Origin of the sequence: Ruegeria sp. SCP11 (assembly GCF_040329455.1) — a bacterium.
Classification (GTDB): Bacteria; Pseudomonadota; Alphaproteobacteria; order Rhodobacterales; family Rhodobacteraceae; genus Ruegeria; species Ruegeria atlantica_E.
Genome location: NZ_JBDZYG010000014.1, coordinates 64,159 through 82,640, shown reverse-complemented (window position 1 = coordinate 82,640; position 18,482 = coordinate 64,159). Strand labels below are relative to the sequence as shown.

Genomic DNA, 18,482 nt, shown 5'->3' with positions numbered 1-18,482 from the left:
CCCTTCCGCAAAATTTGAGGTATCAAAATGAACCAGGAAATCACCAACAACCCGTTCAACCCGCTGACACCGCCGAAAGTCTTTGACGAGATCAAGGTTTCGCTGGCCAGCCCTGAACGGATCCTGTCTTGGTCCTATGGTGAGATCAAGAAACCCGAAACCATCAACTACCGGACGTTCAAGCCCGAGCGTGACGGTCTGTTCTGCGCGCGCATCTTTGGCCCGATCAAAGACTACGAATGTCTGTGCGGCAAATATAAGCGGATGAAGTATCGCGGCGTTGTCTGCGAGAAATGCGGTGTGGAAGTCACCCTGCAGAAAGTCCGCCGCGAGCGTATGGGCCATATCGAACTGGCCGCGCCCGTTGCCCACATCTGGTTCCTGAAATCGCTGCCGTCCCGCATCGGTCTGATGCTGGACATGACGCTGCGCGATCTGGAACGCGTTCTGTACTTTGAAAACTATGTCGTTATCGAGCCCGGTCTGACCGACCTGACCTACGGCCAGATGCTGACCGAAGAAGAGTACATGGATGCGCAGGATGCCTATGGCATGGACGCGTTCACCGCCAATATCGGTGCCGAAGCCATCCGTGAGATGCTGGCCCAGATCGATCTGGAAGCCGAAGCCGAGCAGCTGCGCGCTGATCTGGCCGAAGCAACCGGCGAGCTGAAGCCCAAGAAGATCATCAAGCGTCTGAAGGTTGTTGAATCCTTCCTCGAGTCGGGCAACCGGCCTGAGTGGATGGTGATGACCGTGATCCCGGTCATTCCGCCGGAACTGCGTCCGCTGGTTCCGCTGGATGGTGGCCGTTTTGCGACGTCTGATCTGAACGATCTGTATCGCCGCGTTATCAACCGGAACAACCGTCTGAAGCGTCTGATCGAGCTGCGCGCGCCTGACATCATCGTCCGCAACGAAAAGCGGATGCTGCAGGAATCCGTGGATGCTCTGTTCGACAACGGCCGTCGTGGCCGCGTGATCACCGGTGCCAACAAGCGTCCGCTGAAATCGCTGTCCGACATGCTGAAAGGTAAACAGGGTCGCTTCCGTCAGAACCTTCTGGGTAAACGCGTCGACTTCTCGGGCCGTTCGGTCATTGTGACCGGTCCGGAACTCAAGCTGCACCAGTGTGGTCTGCCCAAGAAGATGGCGCTGGAACTGTTCAAGCCGTTCATCTACTCGCGCCTTGAAGCCAAGGGTCTGTCTTCGACCGTGAAACAGGCGAAGAAACTGGTCGAGAAAGAGCGCCCCGAAGTGTGGGATATCCTCGACGAGGTGATCCGCGAGCACCCTGTCATGCTGAACCGTGCGCCAACGCTGCACCGTCTTGGCATCCAGGCGTTCGAACCGGTTCTGATCGAAGGTAAAGCCATCCAGCTGCACCCGCTGGTCTGTTCGGCCTTTAACGCCGACTTCGACGGTGACCAGATGGCGGTTCACGTCCCGCTGAGCCTTGAGGCCCAGCTGGAAGCCCGTGTTCTGATGATGTCGACGAACAACGTTTTGTCGCCTGCAAACGGCGCACCGATCATCGTTCCGTCGCAGGATATGATCCTGGGTCTCTACTATGTGACCCTGGAACGCGAAGGCATGCCGGGCGAAGGCAAGGTCTTTGGGTCGATCGAAGAAGTTCAGCACGCGCTGGACGCGGGTGAGGTGCATCTGCACTCGAAAATCACCGCGCGGATCACGCAGATCGACGACGAAGGCAACGAAGTTCAGAAGCGGTATGAAACCACGCCGGGCCGTCTGCGTCTGGGTGCTCTGCTGCCGATGAACAACAAAGCGCCGTTCGAGCTGGTCAACCGCCTGCTGCGGAAGAAAGAAGTGCAGCAGGTGATCGACACCGTCTACCGTTACTGCGGTCAGAAAGAGTCGGTGATCTTCTGTGACCAGATCATGTCGATGGGCTTCAAAGAAGCGTTCAAGGCAGGCATCTCGTTCGGCAAGGACGATATGGTCATCCCCAATGACAAGTGGGGCATCGTCGATGACACCCGCGGTCAAGTGAAGGACTTTGAACAGCAGTATATGGACGGCCTGATCACTCAGGGCGAAAAGTACAACAAAGTTGTCGATGCCTGGTCGAAGTGTAACGACCGCGTCACCGAGGCCATGATGTCGACGATTTCGTCGTCGGATCGGGCAGAGGATGGTTCCGAGCAGGAACCGAACTCGGTCTACATGATGGCCCACTCCGGTGCGCGTGGCTCGGTCACTCAGATGAAACAGCTTGGCGGTATGCGCGGCCTGATGGCCAAGCCGAACGGTGACATCATCGAGACGCCGATCATCTCGAACTTTAAAGAAGGTCTGACCGTTCTCGAGTATTTCAACTCGACCCACGGTGCCCGTAAGGGTCTGTCGGATACCGCTCTGAAGACGGCGAACTCGGGTTACCTGACCCGTCGTCTGGTGGACGTGGCGCAAGACTGTATCGTTCGTGAGATCGATTGTGGGACCGAGCGTGCGATCACTGCCGAAGCCGCTGTAAACGATGGTGAGGTTGTTGCCTCGCTGGCCGAGCGCGTACTGGGCCGTGTGGCAGCTGACGATGTTCTGCGTCCGGGCACCGATGAGGTGATCGTCGCTGCTGGTCAGCTGATCGACGAACGTATGGCTGACACCATCGACGAAGCAGGTGTTCAGTCGATGCGCATTCGCTCGCCTCTGACCTGTGAGTCCGAGGAAGGCGTCTGTGCCACCTGCTACGGTCGTGACCTTGCACGCGGTACCATGGTGAACACGGGTGAGGCTGTCGGCATCATCGCCGCGCAGTCCATCGGTGAACCCGGTACACAGCTGACCATGCGTACATTCCACATCGGTGGTGTTGCGCAAGGTGGTCAGCAGTCGTTCCAGGAAGCCAGCCAGGAAGGTGTCGTTTCCTTCGAGAACCCGCAGATTCTGATCAATGCCGCAGGCGAAAGCCTGGTCATGGGCCGGAACATGAAGCTGGTGATCAAGGACGAGCATGGCGAAGAGCGTGCCAGCCACAAGCTGGGCTACGGCTCCAAGCTGTTCGTCAAGGACGGCACCAAAGTGGCCCGTGGCGACAAGCTGTTCGAGTGGGATCCGTACACCCTGCCGATCATCGCCGAGAAAGCCGGTACCGCGAAATACGTCGACCTTGTTTCGGGCCTTGCTGTCCGTGACGAGACCGACGAAGCAACCGGTATGACCCAGAAGATCGTGATCGACTGGCGCGCTGCCCCCAAAGGCAGCGACCTGAAGCCCGAGATCATTCTGGTTGGCGAAGATGGCGAGCCGGTCCGCAACGACGCGGGCAACCCGGTTCACTATCCAATGTCGGTGGATGCGATTCTGTCGGTCGAAGACGGTCAGCAAGTCGAAGCTGGTGACGTTGTTGCGCGTATCCCGCGTGAAGGCGCCAAAACCAAGGACATCACCGGTGGTCTGCCGCGTGTGGCCGAACTGTTCGAAGCGCGTCGTCCGAAAGATCACGCGATTATCGCAGAAGCCGATGGTTACGTGCGCTTTGGCCGCGACTATAAGAACAAGCGCCGCATCAGCATCGAACCGGCTGACGAGTCCATGGAGACCATCGAGTACATGGTGCCCAAGGGCAAGCACATCCCGGTCGCCGAAGGGGACTTCATCCAGAAGGGTGAATACCTGATGGACGGTAACCCGGCTCCGCATGACATCCTGTCCATCATGGGTGTCGAAGCGTTGGCGGATTACATGATCGACGAAGTGCAGGACGTCTATCGTCTGCAGGGCGTGAAGATCAACGACAAGCACATCGAGGTCATCGTGCGCCAGATGCTGCAGAAGTGGGAGGTCCTGGACTCAGGCGATACCACCCTGCTGAAGGGCGAGCATGTCGACAAGCAGGAGTTCGACGCAGCCAACGAGAAGACCATCGCCCGCGGTGGTCGTCCGGCACAGGGCGAGCCGATCCTCTTGGGGATCACCAAAGCCTCGCTGCAGACGCGTTCGTTCATCTCGGCGGCGTCGTTCCAGGAAACCACCCGCGTGCTGACCGAAGCTTCGGTTCAGGGCAAGAAGGACAAACTGGTTGGCCTGAAAGAGAACGTAATCGTCGGCCGCCTGATCCCTGCCGGTACCGGTGGTGCGACCCAGGCCGTGCGTCAGGTTGCCCAGTCGCGCGACAACGTCGTGATCGAAGCCCGCCGGGAAGAGGCCGAAGCCGCCGCTGCCCTGGCTGCTCCAATGGTCGAAGACGACATGGTTGGCGACGAGTTGGACGTTCTGGTGGACACACCGGAAAGCCGCGAGTAAGCGCTTCAAAATAATCAGAGAAAGGCCCTGCGAAAATGCAGGGCCTTTTTTGTGGTTGGAACGAAATTGGTGTCAGATCTGATGTCTGATTTAAGTTCCTTCATCAACACCTAGAACGGTGTGGGCTCCAAGCGGATCAGTCCATTGCCTTCCCGCACTTCTATGCACCCGGATGAGAAGCCCAGATTCTGATTTGTCTTGCAGGCGGCTGCCTGTGCGACCGCCGTTTGGAATGGCTTCCGTCCCTCGTTCATTAAACTCGCATAGAAATGCAGAGATATCCTTTGGCGCTGGGCCTTCATATTTGCGCTGCAAATAATCTCTCGCCTTTTCTCCAAATTTAAAGAACTTCTCCGTCCACTACCAAAGATGATTATTTCGCTGCCGACACCTGACAAAGGATGAAATCACTTCGAAGGCTGTGCGCCCGTCTCGGACTGCTTTCCTGGTCTGTCGGAATGAGTTGACAATGACAGTGTCAAAAGGGCCAATGCCCCGACTGATTTGTGACGGACCCGCTTGCCATGACCCCAAACCTCAAAGGCGCTTTGCTGATGATGGGCAGCATGGCCGCGTATACGGTGAACGATACTCTAGTCAAAATTGTTGGCCAGCAGATGCCGCTGTTTCAACTGATCGCGCTGCGCGGCGTGTTGGCCAGTTTTCTGATTTACCTGCTGGCCCGCCATCTAGGCGCGTTGCACCTGAAGTTTCCGCGTCACGATAAATGGCTGATCGCGCTGCGCAGCCTTTGTGAATTGGCCGTTACCTTCTTTTTCCTGACCGCACTGATGCATATGCCGCTGGCCAATGTGACGGCAGTTCTGCAGGCGTTGCCCCTGACGGTTACTTTGGGAGCGGCGGTGTTTTTCTCGGAAGCCATCGGATGGCGCAGGATGGTGGCGATTGCACTGGGTTTTGCGGGGATGCTGCTGATCGTCCGGCCCGGCCCTGACGGTTTTAGCATCTATTCGCTTTACGCTCTCGCATCTGTTGTGTCGATCACGGCACGCGATCTAATTACCCGGCGTATTTCGGTCAGAGCGCCTTCTATGGTGGTGACGCTGGCGACGTCATTGTCGATAACTGTGGTGGCTCTGATAGTGTCGGTATTCGAAGGCTGGTCCCCGGTGTCGACACAGGCCGGTATTCTGGTTGCCTGCTCGGCGTTTTTCATTTTGATAGGGTATATGCTCAGCGTTGTGGTCATGCGCGATGGCGAGATCGGGTTCATTGCTCCGTTCCGGTATTCTGGATTGATCTGGGCGCTTTTGCTGGGCTGGATCGTTTTCGGAGACTGGCCGGACAGCATCACAATGCTCGGGGCGGCTCTTGTAGTGGGGTCCGGGATGTTTACGCTATTCCGGGCAAGGTCGCGTCAACCTGCCGAGTGAACCCGCCGCACTGCATCTTGGTCGATGGCAAAACGCGCGATGAATTCGCCTTCTTGTTCGGGGGGCAGAGGCAGCAGTTCGACCTTGTTGTTTCGGGCATGAATAGAGTCGTTGAACTGGTTCAGGGTGCGCACCCACATCGGGGCATCGGGGTAGCTGATCACGGGCATGAAGTTCCCGATCCGGTGATGGCCGAAATTCATGATCGTCTGGTCGCATCCTTCGCGCACATACATACCCAGCGCTACGCCTAGCAGCGGCTGGAATTTCTGCTTGGCAAGAATTCCGTCAGGACCAAAGCGTGCCAGAAAGCCGCTGTTATAGTCGATGGCGACGGTTCTGCTTTTCTCAATCAGTCCCCGGCCATCTTCCAAAGCTCCGCGCAGGCGTTCGATGAAATCCACCGACACGGCGTCGTCGTCATCGTGTCGGAATTGCAGGCAGGGCGTATCGGGAGTGCCGCGCTCGGCGTTTATGACCTCTTTCATGACCCTGCGCTGGCGCATCGGCTCACGAGCGACGATCTTCACCTGCTTCATGCCAGCGGTCAGGTCATGCAGGCGGTCAAACGCGGGTTTGGGAAGGCACTCACCGATCACGATGAGGAGCCGAAAATCCTCATCGGTCTGTTCCTTGAAACAGGGCAGGGTGGTGGTCTCGAACAGGCGAAAGCGCTCTTCCAGACGGGCGGGATTGTAGAGATACTGCCTGCGTTCCTCGATCGTGTCATGCTCGATCTGGAAGCCGCCATAAGCAGGATAGGAAAAGCGGCACAGGCCGATAACTTGCATGATTCATCCATGGTGCAGCGTAGTGTGCCGACTATGCCCGGACGATTTCGGCCCTGCAACGGTTGTCCGACTGGAAATCACCGCCACCCCCTGATAACTCCGCACAAATCGGCCCGCCTGCCGCGCAATGGGGTGCACTGTTGACACCCGGGCCGACTCCCCCTATTACGCGCGTCATCTCGGTACCGGGGGCCGCCCCAAAACCGATTTCAGTAATGGACTGGTCAAGACCCGGACAATTTTGTCGTTCGCGTCCTCTGATAACCAACCGCGACGTTCACCTCGGAATGGGAACGTTCGCGGGTTTTGCGCTTGTGGACGCATAAGTGCAGCAAGTTTAACCGCACGCAACGCGCGTGCATGTCATGTGTGTTGCAAAACGGGGAAGAAACCGGAATGCCAACTATTCAACAGCTGATCCGCAAGCCGCGGCAGCCCAAAGTAAAACGCTCGAAGTCCATGCACCTGGAGCAGTGCCCGCAGAAACGCGGCGTCTGCACCCGCGTGTACACCACCACACCGAAGAAGCCGAACTCGGCTATGCGTAAGGTTGCCAAAGTGCGCCTGACCAACGGGTTCGAGGTCATCTCGTACATCCCCGGTGAAAGCCACAACCTGCAGGAACACTCGGTTGTTTTGATCCGTGGCGGCCGTGTAAAAGACCTTCCCGGTGTGCGTTACCACATCCTGCGTGGTGTTCTGGATACTCAGGGCGTCAAAGATCGTAAGCAACGTCGTTCGAAATACGGCGCGAAGCGTCCCAAGTAAGAAGGAGAGGCTGATATGTCACGTCGTCACGCCGCCGAAAAACGCGAAGTCCTGCCTGACGCCAAATTTGGCGACAAGGTTCTGACCAAATTCATGAACAACCTGATGATCGACGGCAAGAAGTCGGTCGCAGAGCGCATCGTTTACAACGCATTTGACCGCGTTGAGAACAAGATCAAGCGCGCTCCTGTCGAAGTGTTCCACGAAGCGCTTGACAACATCAAACCGTCGGTCGAGGTTCGCTCGCGCCGGGTTGGTGGTGCAACCTATCAGGTTCCGGTCGAAGTGCGCCCCGAGCGCCGCGAAGCACTGGCCATCCGCTGGCTGATCACTGCTGCGCGTGGCCGCAACGAAAACACCATGGAAGAGCGCCTTGCTGGTGAGCTGCTGGACGCTGTTCAGTCCCGCGGTACCGCCGTCAAGAAACGCGAAGACACCCACAAGATGGCCGAGGCGAACAAAGCCTTCAGCCATTACCGTTGGTAATCCCAGAGGTTTATCCAAATGGCACGCGAATATCCTCTCGAACTGTACCGTAACTTCGGTATCATGGCGCACATCGACGCAGGTAAGACCACCTGCTCGGAGCGTATCCTGTATTACACTGGTAAATCCCACAACATCGGTGAGGTGCACGATGGTGCAGCCACCATGGACTGGATGGAGCAGGAGCAGGAACGCGGCATCACCATCACCTCGGCTGCGACCACCACTTTCTGGGAGCGCACCGAAGATGGTCAGCATGCTGACACGCCCAAGCACCGCCTGAACATCATCGACACCCCCGGCCACGTTGACTTCACCATCGAAGTTGAGCGTTCGCTGGCGGTTCTCGACGGTGCCGTCTGCGTTCTGGACGCAAACGCCGGTGTTGAACCCCAGACCGAAACCGTGTGGCGTCAGGCTGACCGCTACAAGGTTCCGCGTATGGTTTTCGTCAACAAGATGGACAAGATCGGCGCAGACTTCTTCAACTGCGTCAACATGATCGAAGACCGCACCGGCGCACGCGCTGTTCCGGTTGGTATTCCGATCGGCGCCGAGTCCGAGCTGGAAGGTCTGATCGACCTGGTCACCATGGAAGAGTGGCTGTGGCAGGGCGAAGATCTGGGCGCAAGCTGGATCAAAGCTCCGATCCGCGACAGCCTGAAAGACATGGCTGACGAATGGCGCGGCAAGATGATCGAAGCGGCCGTCGAAATGGACGACGACGCGATGATGGAATACCTGGAAGGCAATGAGCCCGACGTTCCGACCCTGCGCAAACTGCTGCGCAAGGGGACGCTGGAAATCGCGTTCGTTCCTGTTCTGGGTGGTTCGGCGTTCAAGAACAAAGGCGTTCAGCCGCTGCTCAACGCTGTGATCGACTATCTGCCCAGCCCGCTGGACGTTGTTGATTACATGGGCTTCAAGCCCGGCGACGAGGAAGAAGTTCGTGACATCGCCCGTCGTGCAGATGACGACATGGCCTTCTCGGGCCTGGCGTTCAAAATCATGAACGACCCCTTCGTCGGCTCGCTGACCTTCACCCGGATCTACTCGGGCACCATGAACAAGGGTGACTCGATCCTGAACTCGACCAAAGGTAAGAAAGAGCGCATCGGTCGTATGATGATGATGCACTCGAACAACCGGGAAGAGATCGAAGAAGCGTTTGCAGGCGACATCATCGCGCTGGCGGGTCTGAAAGACACCACCACCGGTGACACCCTGTGCGACGCGAAGGATCCGGTGGTTCTGGAAACCATGACCTTCCCCGATCCGGTGATCGAGATCGCAGTTGAGCCCAAAACCAAAGGCGACCAAGAGAAGATGTCTCAGGGTCTGGCCCGTCTGGCCGCCGAAGACCCGTCCTTCCGCGTGGAAACCGACCTGGAATCGGGTCAGACCATCATGAAGGGCATGGGCGAACTTCACCTGGACATCCTGGTTGACCGTCTGAAGCGCGAGTTCAAGGTTGAGGCGAACATCGGTGCACCGCAGGTGGCCTATCGCGAAACCATCTCGATGCCTGTCGAGCACACCTACACCCACAAGAAACAGTCGGGTGGTTCGGGTCAGTTCGCGGAAGTCAAGCTGGAGATCCAGCCGACCGAAGCAGGCGAAGGCTATTCGTTCGAAAGCCGCATCGTTGGTGGTGCCGTTCCGAAGGAATACATCCCGGGTGTTGAAAAAGGCATCAACTCGGTCATGGACAGCGGCCCGCTGGCTGGCTTCCCCGTGATCGACTTCAAGGTTGCCCTGCTGGACGGTAAGTTCCACGACGTTGACTCGAGCGTTCTGGCGTTCGAAATCGCATCGCGGATGTGTATGCGTGAAGGCATGCGCAAAGCTGGCGCGAAGCTGCTGGAACCGATCATGAAGGTCGAAGTGATCACCCCGGAAGAATACACCGGCGGTATCATCGGCGACCTGACCTCGCGTCGTGGCCAGGTGTCTGGTCAGGAACCGCGCGGCAACGCGATCGCGATCGACGCGTTCGTTCCGCTGGCGAACATGTTCGGCTACATCAACACTCTGCGTTCGATGTCGTCGGGCCGTGCCCAGTTCACCATGCAGTTCGACCACTACGATCCGGTTCCGCAGAACATCTCGGACGAGATCCAGGCGAAATACGCATAAGCGAAGATTTGAGGGAGCTCGGGTAACGGGCTCCCTTCATTACCGAAAAAGGAGGCCATCATGGCAAAGGAAAAGTTTGAGCGTACAAAACCGCACGTCAACATCGGCACGATTGGCCACGTTGACCACGGCAAGACCACGCTGACCGCAGCAATCACCAAGTATTTCGGTGACTTCAAAGCGTATGACCAAATTGACGGCGCGCCTGAAGAAAAAGCACGTGGCATCACCATCTCGACCGCCCACGTGGAATACGAGACCGACAACCGCCACTATGCGCACGTCGACTGCCCCGGCCACGCTGACTACGTCAAGAACATGATCACCGGTGCCGCGCAGATGGACGGCGCGATCCTGGTTGTGAACGCTGCTGACGGCCCGATGCCGCAGACCCGCGAGCACATCCTGCTGGGCCGCCAGGTTGGCATCCCGAAGATGGTCGTGTTCCTGAACAAAGTTGACCAGGTTGACGACGAAGAGCTGCTGGAACTGGTTGAGATGGAAGTTCGCGAACTGCTGTCCAGCTACGAATACCCCGGCGACGATATTCCGATCATCGCAGGTTCGGCTCTGGCCGCGATGGAAGGCAACAACCCGGAAATCGGCGAAGAGAAGATCAAGGAACTGATGGCGGCTGTTGATGACTACATCGACACCCCCGAGCGTGCTGTTGACCAGCCGTTCCTGATGCCGATCGAAGACGTGTTCTCGATCTCGGGTCGTGGTACCGTTGTGACCGGCCGTGTCGAGCGTGGCGTGATCAACGTTGGCGACGAGATCGAAATCGTCGGCATCCGCGACACCGCGAAAACCACCTGCACCGGCGTTGAAATGTTCCGCAAACTGCTGGACCGCGGTGAAGCAGGCGACAACATCGGCGCGCTGCTGCGTGGTGTTGACCGTGACGGCGTTGAGCGTGGTCAAGTTCTGTGTAAGCCGGGTTCGGTTACGCCGCACACCAAGTTCGAAGCCGAAGCCTACATCCTGACCAAGGAAGAAGGCGGTCGTCACACTCCGTTCTTCGCGAACTACCGTCCGCAGTTCTACTTCCGTACGACTGACGTGACCGGCACCGTGACCCTGGCCGAAGGCACCGAGATGGTCATGCCCGGCGACAACGTGTCGTTCGGCGTTGAGCTGATCGCACCGATCGCGATGGAAAACGGTCTGCGCTTCGCGATCCGCGAAGGCGGCCGCACCGTCGGCGCCGGCGTTGTGTCGAAAATCATCGAGTAATCACGGTAGGCCGAGCTTCAGCCCGGTACATCGTTGAACAAAAGAAGGCCGCTCCCTCGGGGGCGGCCTTTTTGGTGAGTTTCCCCCAAATGACGAAAATATCCGGTTTTCAGATCGTTGTGGAGTGTCCAACACTCCACGCCGTTTTTATTAACTTGTAGGTTTCCGGACTTGATTGTCTTCTGGTTGTCTCGACGGCTGTCGGGGGTGACGGTATGCTTTACACTTAGTTACCCTGATCCGCTTATGAGGAGCTTGTTTGAGGCAGACCTTGAAACAAAACCAGTAGTTTATGGAAAACTATCTTCTTCTTTCATTTATTCTTCTTGGGTCAGGCATCGCCATTGTCCCGATTGCCGTGTGGCTTGGACTCGGGTCGGTTCTGGGTTTCCTGATTGCCGGGATGCTTCTTGGTCCTACCTTGGCTGCGCTGAATGTCGATGTCGATAACATGGAGCAGTTTGCAGAATTTGGCGTTGTCATGATGCTGTTTCTGATCGGTCTGGAATTGGCACCAAAGAAACTCTGGGACTTACGGCGCAGGCTGTTGGGACTGGGCGGGCTGCAACTGTTTTGTACGACCCTGGCGATTATGGGGCTGGCGATGGTGTTCGGCCAACAATGGCAGGCGGCGCTGGCTATCGGATTGATTTTTTCATTGTCGTCCACGGCCATCGTGCTTCAAACACTACACGAAAAAGGTTTGCTGATGGGCAGTGGCGGGCAATCGAGCTTTTCAGTTTTGTTGATGCAAGACATTGCTGTGATCCCAATTCTCGCGCTGCTGCCGCTTTTGGCGCTGCCCGATCTTGCTGCGATGGGGGGCGGTTCCGTTAGTCACGGGCCCACGACAAGCACTGGACTTTCGCTGAATCTTGTTCATGGCCTGCCCGGATGGCTTAGGGCGCTGGTCACGCTTGGCTCGATCATACTGGTGATTGTCGGGGGGGCTTATCTGACCGGGCCAGTGTTCCGGTATGTCGAGTCCGCCAAACTGCCCGAACTGTTCACAGCCATGGCCCTTACCATTGTGGTCGGGGTTGCCGTGTTGATGATGGCTGTCGGCCTGACCCCGGCCTTGGGGGCGTTCATCGCCGGGGTGGTGTTGGCCAACAGTGAGTATCGCACTGCGCTTGAAAAAGAGATCACTCCTTTCAAGGGGCTGTTTCTCGGGCTGTTTTTTGTCAGCGTCGGAGCCTTGGTGAACTTTAGATTGATGGTTGATCACATAGGGCTGGTTGTCTCGCTGACCTTTGGTGTGATGATCATCAAGGCAATGGTTCTTTTTGCTCTTGGCCGATTGTTTGGGGTTTCCGGTGCGAATAATTGGCTGTTTGCTTTGGGAATGGCGCAGGCCGGAGAGTTCGGGTTTGTGTTGCTGTCATTCTCGGCCGCCACGAATGTGCTGAGTGATAACCTGGCGAATACTCTGATTATTGTCGTTGCCTTGTCGATGGTGCTGACACCGCTGCTTTTCTTGCTTTACGACAAGGCTATTGCGCCGCGTTATGCGCCAGCCCAGCCATCAGAGAACTAAAGGCAACGAGATGGCCGAGCCCGGCGACAACGTGTCGTTCGGCGTTGAGCTGATCGCACCGATCGCGATGGAAGACGGCCTGCGTTTCGCCATCCGCTAAGGAGGCCGCACCGTCGGCGGTGGCGTTGTGCCGAAAATCAACCAGTAGTTCGCTCAGGCGAGCAACTACCGAAACGGCGTCCCTCGTAGCGCCATTTTTTGTGCCAGCTAAAACCCAGAAGAACCTCAGCTTAGAATGCTGCGTAGTTGCCGGTTTTTACAATGTGGAAAAATCGACGTTGAGGTAAAGTAGCTCTCGACCATCTTCGCTAAAGGTGGCTCTTACACCCATGCCATAAGGTACTGCCTTTCGAATGCGGGCCAGCACGCCGGATGTTGGAAAGCGCGGGCCATTTCGCTTGATTGACCATCCACCGTCAACTCGTAGTGTGCCATCTCGGTTTTCATAGGGTTTGTCGGAGCTGAATGTCTCGCTCACCCGAAAGCCTTGAGCTTCTAACCAAGATGCAGCATCGGCCGCTCCACCCCATTCGTGAAGCAACCTGAACATGCAAACCTTTGCGTCTCCGGTCGTAGAAATCTTATCCCAATCCATTCGCAGCAGATCTTCATGGTTTCCAGTATCTGCACCGGTCTCAAGGCAGGATTGTGTGTCTGGAAAACTGTATGATGCGCGTACCACATCCCTATTCAATCTGTGGGGGAATTGTAGCCGAAACTCTGGTTGGCCATTGTTCAGCGGCACAGTCGAATAATACGCCGCCGAGATAAGAGAATTCGTGAAATAGAGGAACACGCAGAGAATGGAGAAAGCAAAAACTTTCTTAAGGAAATTGGCTTTCCGAAATCTCTGTGGCGGCCAGATATACTCTTGCCTAGTCTTCGGGCTCTTCCTCCAAAGAAGCGTTGTCACAGCCACCAGCGCGAAAAACAGGAATGCAGCAAGCAGAACGTATGGCAAGCCCATTGGCGCCCCGAGGAACAGCGCCGTTGTCAGCAAGATAGCCCAAATTGGTGTTGACCCATCCGGTTGGATTATTCTTGGTTCACTGAAAAACATGAGTGCCGCCCCCAAAAGAAACATGGGTGACGCCAACGCGAACAACAAAAATAGCCAAAAGAGGCGTATCCCGATTGCGTAGGTATAGTGGATGTTGGGATCGTCGCTAAACAGGTGAGAAACGTCGAATGCACCTGCCTGCAGAAACGTGAGAACCAAGTTAGAATAGGAGAAGATTTCCGGCACCAGTGGCTTTGTTCCCTCGTATCAAAAAGTGCACACTTAAATAACAAATTCAGATTCTTGAAATCTATGACATATTTGTTTTGCGCGGTTTTCAAGTCTGGAATTCCCAACCGAAAAGCTAAACACTCGCTTCTCCGCTAAATTCGATTTGTGGTACATTTTTATTCTGCTATCAGATGGGGGGCTATTTCTCCCTTGCCAAACCCCACCAACCCCACTAATACGCGCGAGTTCTCATCAAGAACATCAAGGCGGGGTGATTCCCGCCTTTTGGGTTCGAAGAGGGTTGGCGATGCGCGTCTGTCCTCCTCTCAACCTCAACGCCTGATAAAAGGCTGTTAATATGCAAAGCCAAAACATCCGTATTCGGCTGAAGGCATTTGACTATCGCGTTCTGGATGCCAGCACGCAAGAGATCGTCAACACTGCCAAGCGGACCGGCGCGAACGTGCGCGGCCCGATCCCGCTGCCGAACAAGATTGAGAAGTTCACGGTTCTCCGTGGCCCTCACGTTGACAAGAAATCCCGCGACCAGTTCGAGATTCGTACGCACAAGCGTCTCTTGGACATCGTTGATCCGACCCCCCAGACCGTTGACGCGCTGATGAAGCTCGACCTCGCTGCTGGTGTGGACGTCGAGATCAAGCTGCAGTCGTAAGATCGGAGGGTATAGATTATGCGCTCTGGTATTATCGCAAAAAAAGTCGGCATGACCCGCCTGTTCATGGAAGATGGCAAGCAGATCCCTGTGACCGTTCTTCATCTGGACAACCTGCAGGTCGTTGCACAGCGTACCGCTGACAAAGATGGCTACACTGCCGTTCAGCTGGGCGCCGGTGCTGCCAAGGCAAAACGCACCTCGAAGGCCATGCGCGGTCACTATGCCGCTGCAAAGGTTGAGCCCAAGCGTAAGCTGGCCGAGTTCCGCGTCTCCGAAGATGGCCTGATCGATGTGGGTGCCGAAATTTCGGCAGAACACTTCCTGGAAGGTCAGAAAGTTGACGTTTCGGGTACCTCGATCGGTAAAGGCTTTGCCGGTGCGATGAAGCGCCACAACTTCGGTGGTCTGCGCGCCTCGCACGGTGTGTCGATCAGCCACCGTTCGCACGGTTCGACCGGTCAGTGTCAGGACCCGGGCAAGGTGTTCAAAGGCAAGAAGATGGCCGGTCACATGGGTGCTGCCCGTGTAACCACCCAGAACCTGGAAGTCGTCAAAACCGACGCCGACCGTGGTCTGGTCTTCATCAAAGGCGCCGTTCCCGGACCGAAATCGGGCTGGGTCACCGTCAAGGACGCCGTGAAGAAAAAAGCACCGGAAGGCCTGCCTTTCCCGGCTGCTGTGAAATCGGCTGCAACCGAAGCACCTGCGGAAGAAGCTCCCGCGGAAGGTGGTGAAGCATGAAACTTGATGTAATCAAACTGGACGGCGGCAAAGCCGGCGACATCGAGCTGAACGCCGATCTGTTCGGTCTCGAGCCTCGTGCGGACATCCTGCACCGTGTGGTCCGTTGGCAGCGCAACAACGCGCAGGCCGGCACCCACAAGGTGAAGACCCGCTCGGAAACCAGCTACTCGACCAAGAAGATCTACCGCCAGAAGGGCACCGGTGGCGCACGCCATGGTGACCGCAACGCGCCGATCTTCCGCAAGGGTGGTATCTACAAGGGCCCGACCCCTCGTTCGCACGGCCACGACCTGCCGAAAAAGTTCCGCAAGCTTGGCCTGCGCCACGCTCTGTCGGCCAAAGCCAAAGCAGGTGAACTGGTTGTGATCGAGAACGCCGAAGCCGAAGGCAAGACCGCCGCTCTGGCCAAACAGGTTGCAAACCTGGGCTGGAAACGCGCTCTGGTCATCGACGGTGCGACCGTGAACGAAGGTTTCCTGAAGGCGTCGCGCAACATCGAAGGTCTGGATATCCTGCCGTCGATGGGTGCAAACGTTTATGACATCCTCAAGCGTGACACCCTGGTGCTCACCAAAGCGGCTGTCGAAGCACTGGAGGCTCGTCTGAAATGAGCGCGAAGGCAGAACACTACGACGTGATCCGCAAGCCGATCATCACCGAAAAGTCGACCATGGCGTCCGAAAACGGCGCGGTTGTCTTTGAAGTGGCGATCGACAGCAACAAGCCGCAGATCAAAGAGGCCGTTGAGGCACTGTTTGGTGTGAAGGTCAAAGCGGTGAACACAACCGTGACTAAAGGCAAGGTCAAGCGGTTCCGCGGCCAGCTGGGCCGTCGGAAAGACGTCAAAAAAGCATATGTGACCCTGGAAGAGGGTAACACCATCGACGTGAGCACCGGTCTCTGATCGGACTAGTCTTTGGACGAAAACGAAACCCCCGCAAGAGCGGGGGTTTTTTTTTGACCTCGGCCAATCCTTGATCGTTTCAATTGCGCGCGAGACTCACGACAGGTCGGCCACCCATCACCTTATGCGATTTACGCAACTTTTCGCACGGAAATGGGCCATAAATTGTCCAAATGCGCTTTCTCAAAACTTCCCTCTTAGGCTGTGGTCAGAGTGGTCGACGGCATTACATTGGAATGTATGTCCGATTCAGAAACAAGGCAGAAAAGTCAACCTGAGCACCGTTCATTGATTTGGCGTTTACTGGGACTATTCAATACTTCGGATGCTCAACCCGCCGGCGCCGACTGCGTTGCAGACCCTGAAACAGTGCGTGCACAGGTGCTGGAGAAGATGCGGGCGTTCAGTGCTGAGCCCTATTTCCAGATCGCCGATGAAAAACTGGGGCTGCTGTCGGTTTTCGATGATCTGAAATATGACCGGGCGGATGTGGACATGATCTCTCCGGCGATGCTAAAGCACGTGGTCGGTAAGCTTGGTCCATTGGGGTTTCGCCAGACCTTCGGCACAGTGCTGGAGCATGCCGGGGCAGACATGCGCGTGCACATCCCCAAGTTCCACGCCCTCGGTGCGTCGCCTTTCGACATTGCGCGCTACACCGAGAAACGCCCGCAGGATTACTGCCTGCTGACCCCGACGCAGGTGGCCTGTCAGTTCGTGGATCACTACGAGCTGGACGATGCGGTGCAGCGGATCGAGGTGCTGATTGCGAAGCATCCGATCAACCTTCTCAAACTGGCAGACTACCTGGAAGGCAAACCCAAGCATCGCGCCTTTCGCGAGGTGCTGGGCCATATCAAACGCCAGCAACGGATTGCGGTAGAATCCGAACCGCTGTGCCGCAGGCGGTCTTTGGGGTAAAATTGAGCCGTTGGGATGACGTTAAATAGCATATGGCCCCCTTGAAGAGGGCAACACCATCGACGTTTGCATCGGTCTTTGAGGGGGGGGCTGCTTTGGAGAGAGAAAGGCCCAGTAAAAGCGGAGATTTTCGCGCGCTATCGTGAGGTGCTTACTCACGTGGGCTGTTTGGGTGCTATTTAGTTTTGGCCGGATTGGTCCTGTTCCGCGTCGATGAAAGCCTGCCAACCGTCGACCTTACCAAAGGCTCGCATTCTGTCATGCAACATAGGGCCATAAATGGACCACATGCGTTTCCGCAGATCTCGTCCCTTTGCTGTGATTTTCAGAACTTTGCCTCGCCTGTCACTGTCGAAATCGACAAATTCGATTAGAGATTCTGCGGCGAGCCGCTTGCATAGATGGGACAGGTTCGATTGTTCGAAAATGGTGTCTTGCGCAAGTTCAAATGGACGCAACTGGCCCCCGTGGCGTTCAAGGGACCAAAGCAGATCATACCATTTCAAGGGCGGAAGACCCGCTTCTTTCAGAGCTGCGCCGATGTCCGATTGGATGCGCCGAGTGGCGCGGTTCAATGCGACCCAGATCTCTGTTTCAAAAGCTGTTGGCAGATTGTCTTTCACGACTTCGTGTTCGCCTTCTTTTCGATTGCAGTGGTGGCTTCAATCAATTAGATGAAAATTCATCTATAATCCAGTATCTGCCTGAAGAAAGGAACACTACAATGACCTTCAAGTCTATGATTGTCGCGGCTGTCTTGAGCGTTACTGTGACTTCGGCCCTTGCGCAGACCTATAAAACCGACCAAGGGCATACCGAGGTTCGGTTCGGCTGGAGCCATGCGGGCGTGTCCAACCAGCATGCCGAGTTCACCAAGGCCGAAGGCGTTCTGGACCTGAACGCGGATGATGTCGAGGCCTCAACTCTGAACGTGACGATTGACACCAGCAGCCTGTCGTCGGGGTTTGGGCCTCTGGACGACCATTTGAAGTCGGCGGATTTTCTGGAGGTCGAAACCTATCCAGAAATCACCTTCGTCAGTACCGGGATTGAGCGGACCGGCGACACCACGGCGGATGTGACCGGTGACCTGACCATCCACGGCGTGACCAAGCCTGTGACCCTGCAGACCACATTGACCCATCAGGGTGAGCACCCGCTGGGCAGCGCGATCGAATACTATGCGGGTGATTGGGTGGCTTTCACGGCCGAAGGAGAGATTGACCACACGGAATTCGGCGTGGGTCCGTTCTCGACCGGGCCGATCACCATACTCATCACAACTGAGATGAAGGCAGACGGGTAACGTCGGGCCGTCGGCAAGATGTAAAAAAACTTTTGTGACCCTGGAAAAGAGCGACACTATTGATGCGTTCACTGGTCTCTGAT

General features: G+C 56.4%; 16 protein-coding genes and 1 pseudogene. 14 read left to right on the top strand and 3 right to left on the bottom strand.

The genetic code is table 11. The features are described from left to right. Window positions 1–27 precede the first annotated feature (27 nt). Window positions 28–4,269: a DNA-directed RNA polymerase subunit beta' gene (gene rpoC / locus ABLN94_RS19395; RefSeq protein WP_170495557.1), complete on the top strand. Its 4,242-nt coding sequence runs from the start codon at window positions 28–30 to the stop codon at window positions 4,267–4,269. A 524-nt stretch (window positions 4,270–4,793) separates the two neighbouring features. Further along, complete coding sequence (locus ABLN94_RS19390) at window positions 4,794–5,663, top strand: DMT family transporter (protein WP_352995589.1); 870 nt, start codon at window positions 4,794–4,796, stop codon at window positions 5,661–5,663. On the opposite strand, the gene ABLN94_RS19385 is transcribed toward ABLN94_RS19390, so the two are convergent. After that, the gene (locus ABLN94_RS19385; RefSeq protein WP_352995587.1) at window positions 5,648–6,454 is read right to left on the bottom strand and encodes a putative rhamnosyl transferase; all 807 of its coding nucleotides are present in this window, start codon (window positions 6,452–6,454) and stop codon (window positions 5,648–5,650) included. The two genes, ABLN94_RS19390 and ABLN94_RS19385, sit on opposite strands and share 16 nt — an antisense overlap. 396 nt (window positions 6,455–6,850) lie before the next feature. Between ABLN94_RS19385 and rpsL the strand changes: the two genes are divergently transcribed. The 6 genes and pseudogenes from rpsL to ABLN94_RS19355 all read left to right on the top strand — a co-directional run. Continuing rightward, complete coding sequence (gene rpsL / locus ABLN94_RS19380; RefSeq protein ID WP_005621086.1) at window positions 6,851–7,222, top strand: 30S ribosomal protein S12; 372 nt, start codon at window positions 6,851–6,853, stop codon at window positions 7,220–7,222. Between the two features lie 15 nt (window positions 7,223–7,237). Further along, the gene (gene rpsG / locus ABLN94_RS19375) at window positions 7,238–7,708 is read left to right on the top strand and encodes a 30S ribosomal protein S7 (protein WP_039529242.1); all 471 of its coding nucleotides are present in this window, start codon (window positions 7,238–7,240) and stop codon (window positions 7,706–7,708) included. A gap of 18 nt (window positions 7,709–7,726) precedes the next feature. Then, window positions 7,727–9,844 carry an elongation factor G gene (gene fusA / locus ABLN94_RS19370; protein ID WP_352995582.1) on the top strand — a complete coding sequence of 706 codons (2,118 nt, stop codon included), beginning with the start codon at window positions 7,727–7,729 and terminating at the stop codon, window positions 9,842–9,844. Between the two features lie 60 nt (window positions 9,845–9,904). Further along, entirely contained in the window at window positions 9,905–11,080 is a 1,176-nt protein-coding gene (gene tuf / locus ABLN94_RS19365) for an elongation factor Tu (RefSeq protein ID WP_352995580.1), read from the top strand. A gap of 292 nt (window positions 11,081–11,372) precedes the next feature. Then, complete coding sequence (locus tag ABLN94_RS19360; RefSeq protein WP_352995577.1) at window positions 11,373–12,617, top strand: cation:proton antiporter; 1,245 nt, start codon at window positions 11,373–11,375, stop codon at window positions 12,615–12,617. After that, window positions 12,616–12,717: pseudogene (locus tag ABLN94_RS19355) on the top strand (hypothetical protein); the annotation flags it as partial. The gene ABLN94_RS19360 and the pseudogene ABLN94_RS19355, both read left to right, overlap by 2 nt. Before the next feature lie 156 nt (window positions 12,718–12,873). On the opposite strand, the gene ABLN94_RS19350 reads toward ABLN94_RS19355, so the two are convergent. Next, a complete protein-coding gene (locus ABLN94_RS19350) occupies window positions 12,874–13,863 on the bottom strand; it encodes a hypothetical protein (protein WP_352995576.1) in 990 nt (329 codons plus the stop codon). A 343-nt stretch (window positions 13,864–14,206) separates the two neighbouring features. Between ABLN94_RS19350 and rpsJ the strand changes: the two genes are divergently transcribed. The 5 genes from rpsJ (at window position 14,207) to ABLN94_RS19325 (ending at window position 17,093) form a co-directional block, all read left to right on the top strand. Further along, on the top strand, window positions 14,207–14,521 hold the full coding sequence (gene rpsJ, locus ABLN94_RS19345; RefSeq protein WP_008756422.1) for a 30S ribosomal protein S10: 315 nt from the start codon (window positions 14,207–14,209) through the stop codon (window positions 14,519–14,521). A gap of 18 nt (window positions 14,522–14,539) precedes the next feature. Beyond that, window positions 14,540–15,265, top strand: coding sequence for a 50S ribosomal protein L3 (gene rplC, locus ABLN94_RS19340; RefSeq protein ID WP_170334115.1), 726 nt, complete (start codon window positions 14,540–14,542; stop codon window positions 15,263–15,265). Next, window positions 15,262–15,879, top strand: coding sequence for a 50S ribosomal protein L4 (rplD, locus tag ABLN94_RS19335; protein WP_155148664.1), 618 nt, complete (start codon window positions 15,262–15,264; stop codon window positions 15,877–15,879). The genes rplC and rplD overlap by 4 nt, the downstream gene beginning before the upstream one ends. Next, window positions 15,876–16,172, top strand: a complete 297-nt coding sequence (locus ABLN94_RS19330; RefSeq protein ID WP_008757532.1) for a 50S ribosomal protein L23 — start codon at window positions 15,876–15,878, stop codon at window positions 16,170–16,172. The genes rplD and ABLN94_RS19330 overlap by 4 nt, the downstream gene beginning before the upstream one ends. A 288-nt stretch (window positions 16,173–16,460) precedes the next feature. Next, the gene (locus tag ABLN94_RS19325) at window positions 16,461–17,093 is read left to right on the top strand and encodes a hypothetical protein (RefSeq protein WP_352995573.1); all 633 of its coding nucleotides are present in this window, start codon (window positions 16,461–16,463) and stop codon (window positions 17,091–17,093) included. 179 nt (window positions 17,094–17,272) lie between these two features. Here the strand turns inward: ABLN94_RS19325 and ABLN94_RS19320 are convergent, their stop codons facing one another. Then, window positions 17,273–17,716 (bottom strand): MarR family winged helix-turn-helix transcriptional regulator, encoded by a 444-nt coding sequence (locus tag ABLN94_RS19320; protein WP_352995570.1) that lies wholly within the window; start codon window positions 17,714–17,716, stop codon window positions 17,273–17,275. A 101-nt stretch (window positions 17,717–17,817) separates the two neighbouring features. Here ABLN94_RS19320 and ABLN94_RS19315 point away from each other — a divergent pair, with 101 nt between their 5' ends. Further along, window positions 17,818–18,399, top strand: coding sequence for a YceI family protein (locus ABLN94_RS19315; RefSeq protein WP_352995568.1), 582 nt, complete (start codon window positions 17,818–17,820; stop codon window positions 18,397–18,399). The last annotated feature ends 83 nt before the right edge of the window (window positions 18,400–18,482 follow it).

Coding starts and splice junctions, on each gene's coding strand:
- rpoC (WP_170495557.1), top strand. CDS start 28: ATGAACCAGGAAATCACCAACAACCCGTTCAACCCGCTGACACCGCCG.
- ABLN94_RS19390 (WP_352995589.1), top strand. CDS start 4,794: ATGACCCCAAACCTCAAAGGCGCTTTGCTGATGATGGGCAGCATGGCC.
- ABLN94_RS19385 (WP_352995587.1), bottom strand. CDS start 6,454: ATGCAAGTTATCGGCCTGTGCCGCTTTTCCTATCCTGCTTATGGCGGC.
- rpsL (WP_005621086.1), top strand. CDS start 6,851: ATGCCAACTATTCAACAGCTGATCCGCAAGCCGCGGCAGCCCAAAGTA.
- rpsG (WP_039529242.1), top strand. CDS start 7,238: ATGTCACGTCGTCACGCCGCCGAAAAACGCGAAGTCCTGCCTGACGCC.
- fusA (WP_352995582.1), top strand. CDS start 7,727: ATGGCACGCGAATATCCTCTCGAACTGTACCGTAACTTCGGTATCATG.
- tuf (WP_352995580.1), top strand. CDS start 9,905: ATGGCAAAGGAAAAGTTTGAGCGTACAAAACCGCACGTCAACATCGGC.
- ABLN94_RS19360 (WP_352995577.1), top strand. CDS start 11,373: ATGGAAAACTATCTTCTTCTTTCATTTATTCTTCTTGGGTCAGGCATC.
- rpsJ (WP_008756422.1), top strand. CDS start 14,207: ATGCAAAGCCAAAACATCCGTATTCGGCTGAAGGCATTTGACTATCGC.
- rplC (WP_170334115.1), top strand. CDS start 14,540: ATGCGCTCTGGTATTATCGCAAAAAAAGTCGGCATGACCCGCCTGTTC.
- rplD (WP_155148664.1), top strand. CDS start 15,262: ATGAAACTTGATGTAATCAAACTGGACGGCGGCAAAGCCGGCGACATC.
- ABLN94_RS19330 (WP_008757532.1), top strand. CDS start 15,876: ATGAGCGCGAAGGCAGAACACTACGACGTGATCCGCAAGCCGATCATC.
- ABLN94_RS19315 (WP_352995568.1), top strand. CDS start 17,818: ATGACCTTCAAGTCTATGATTGTCGCGGCTGTCTTGAGCGTTACTGTG.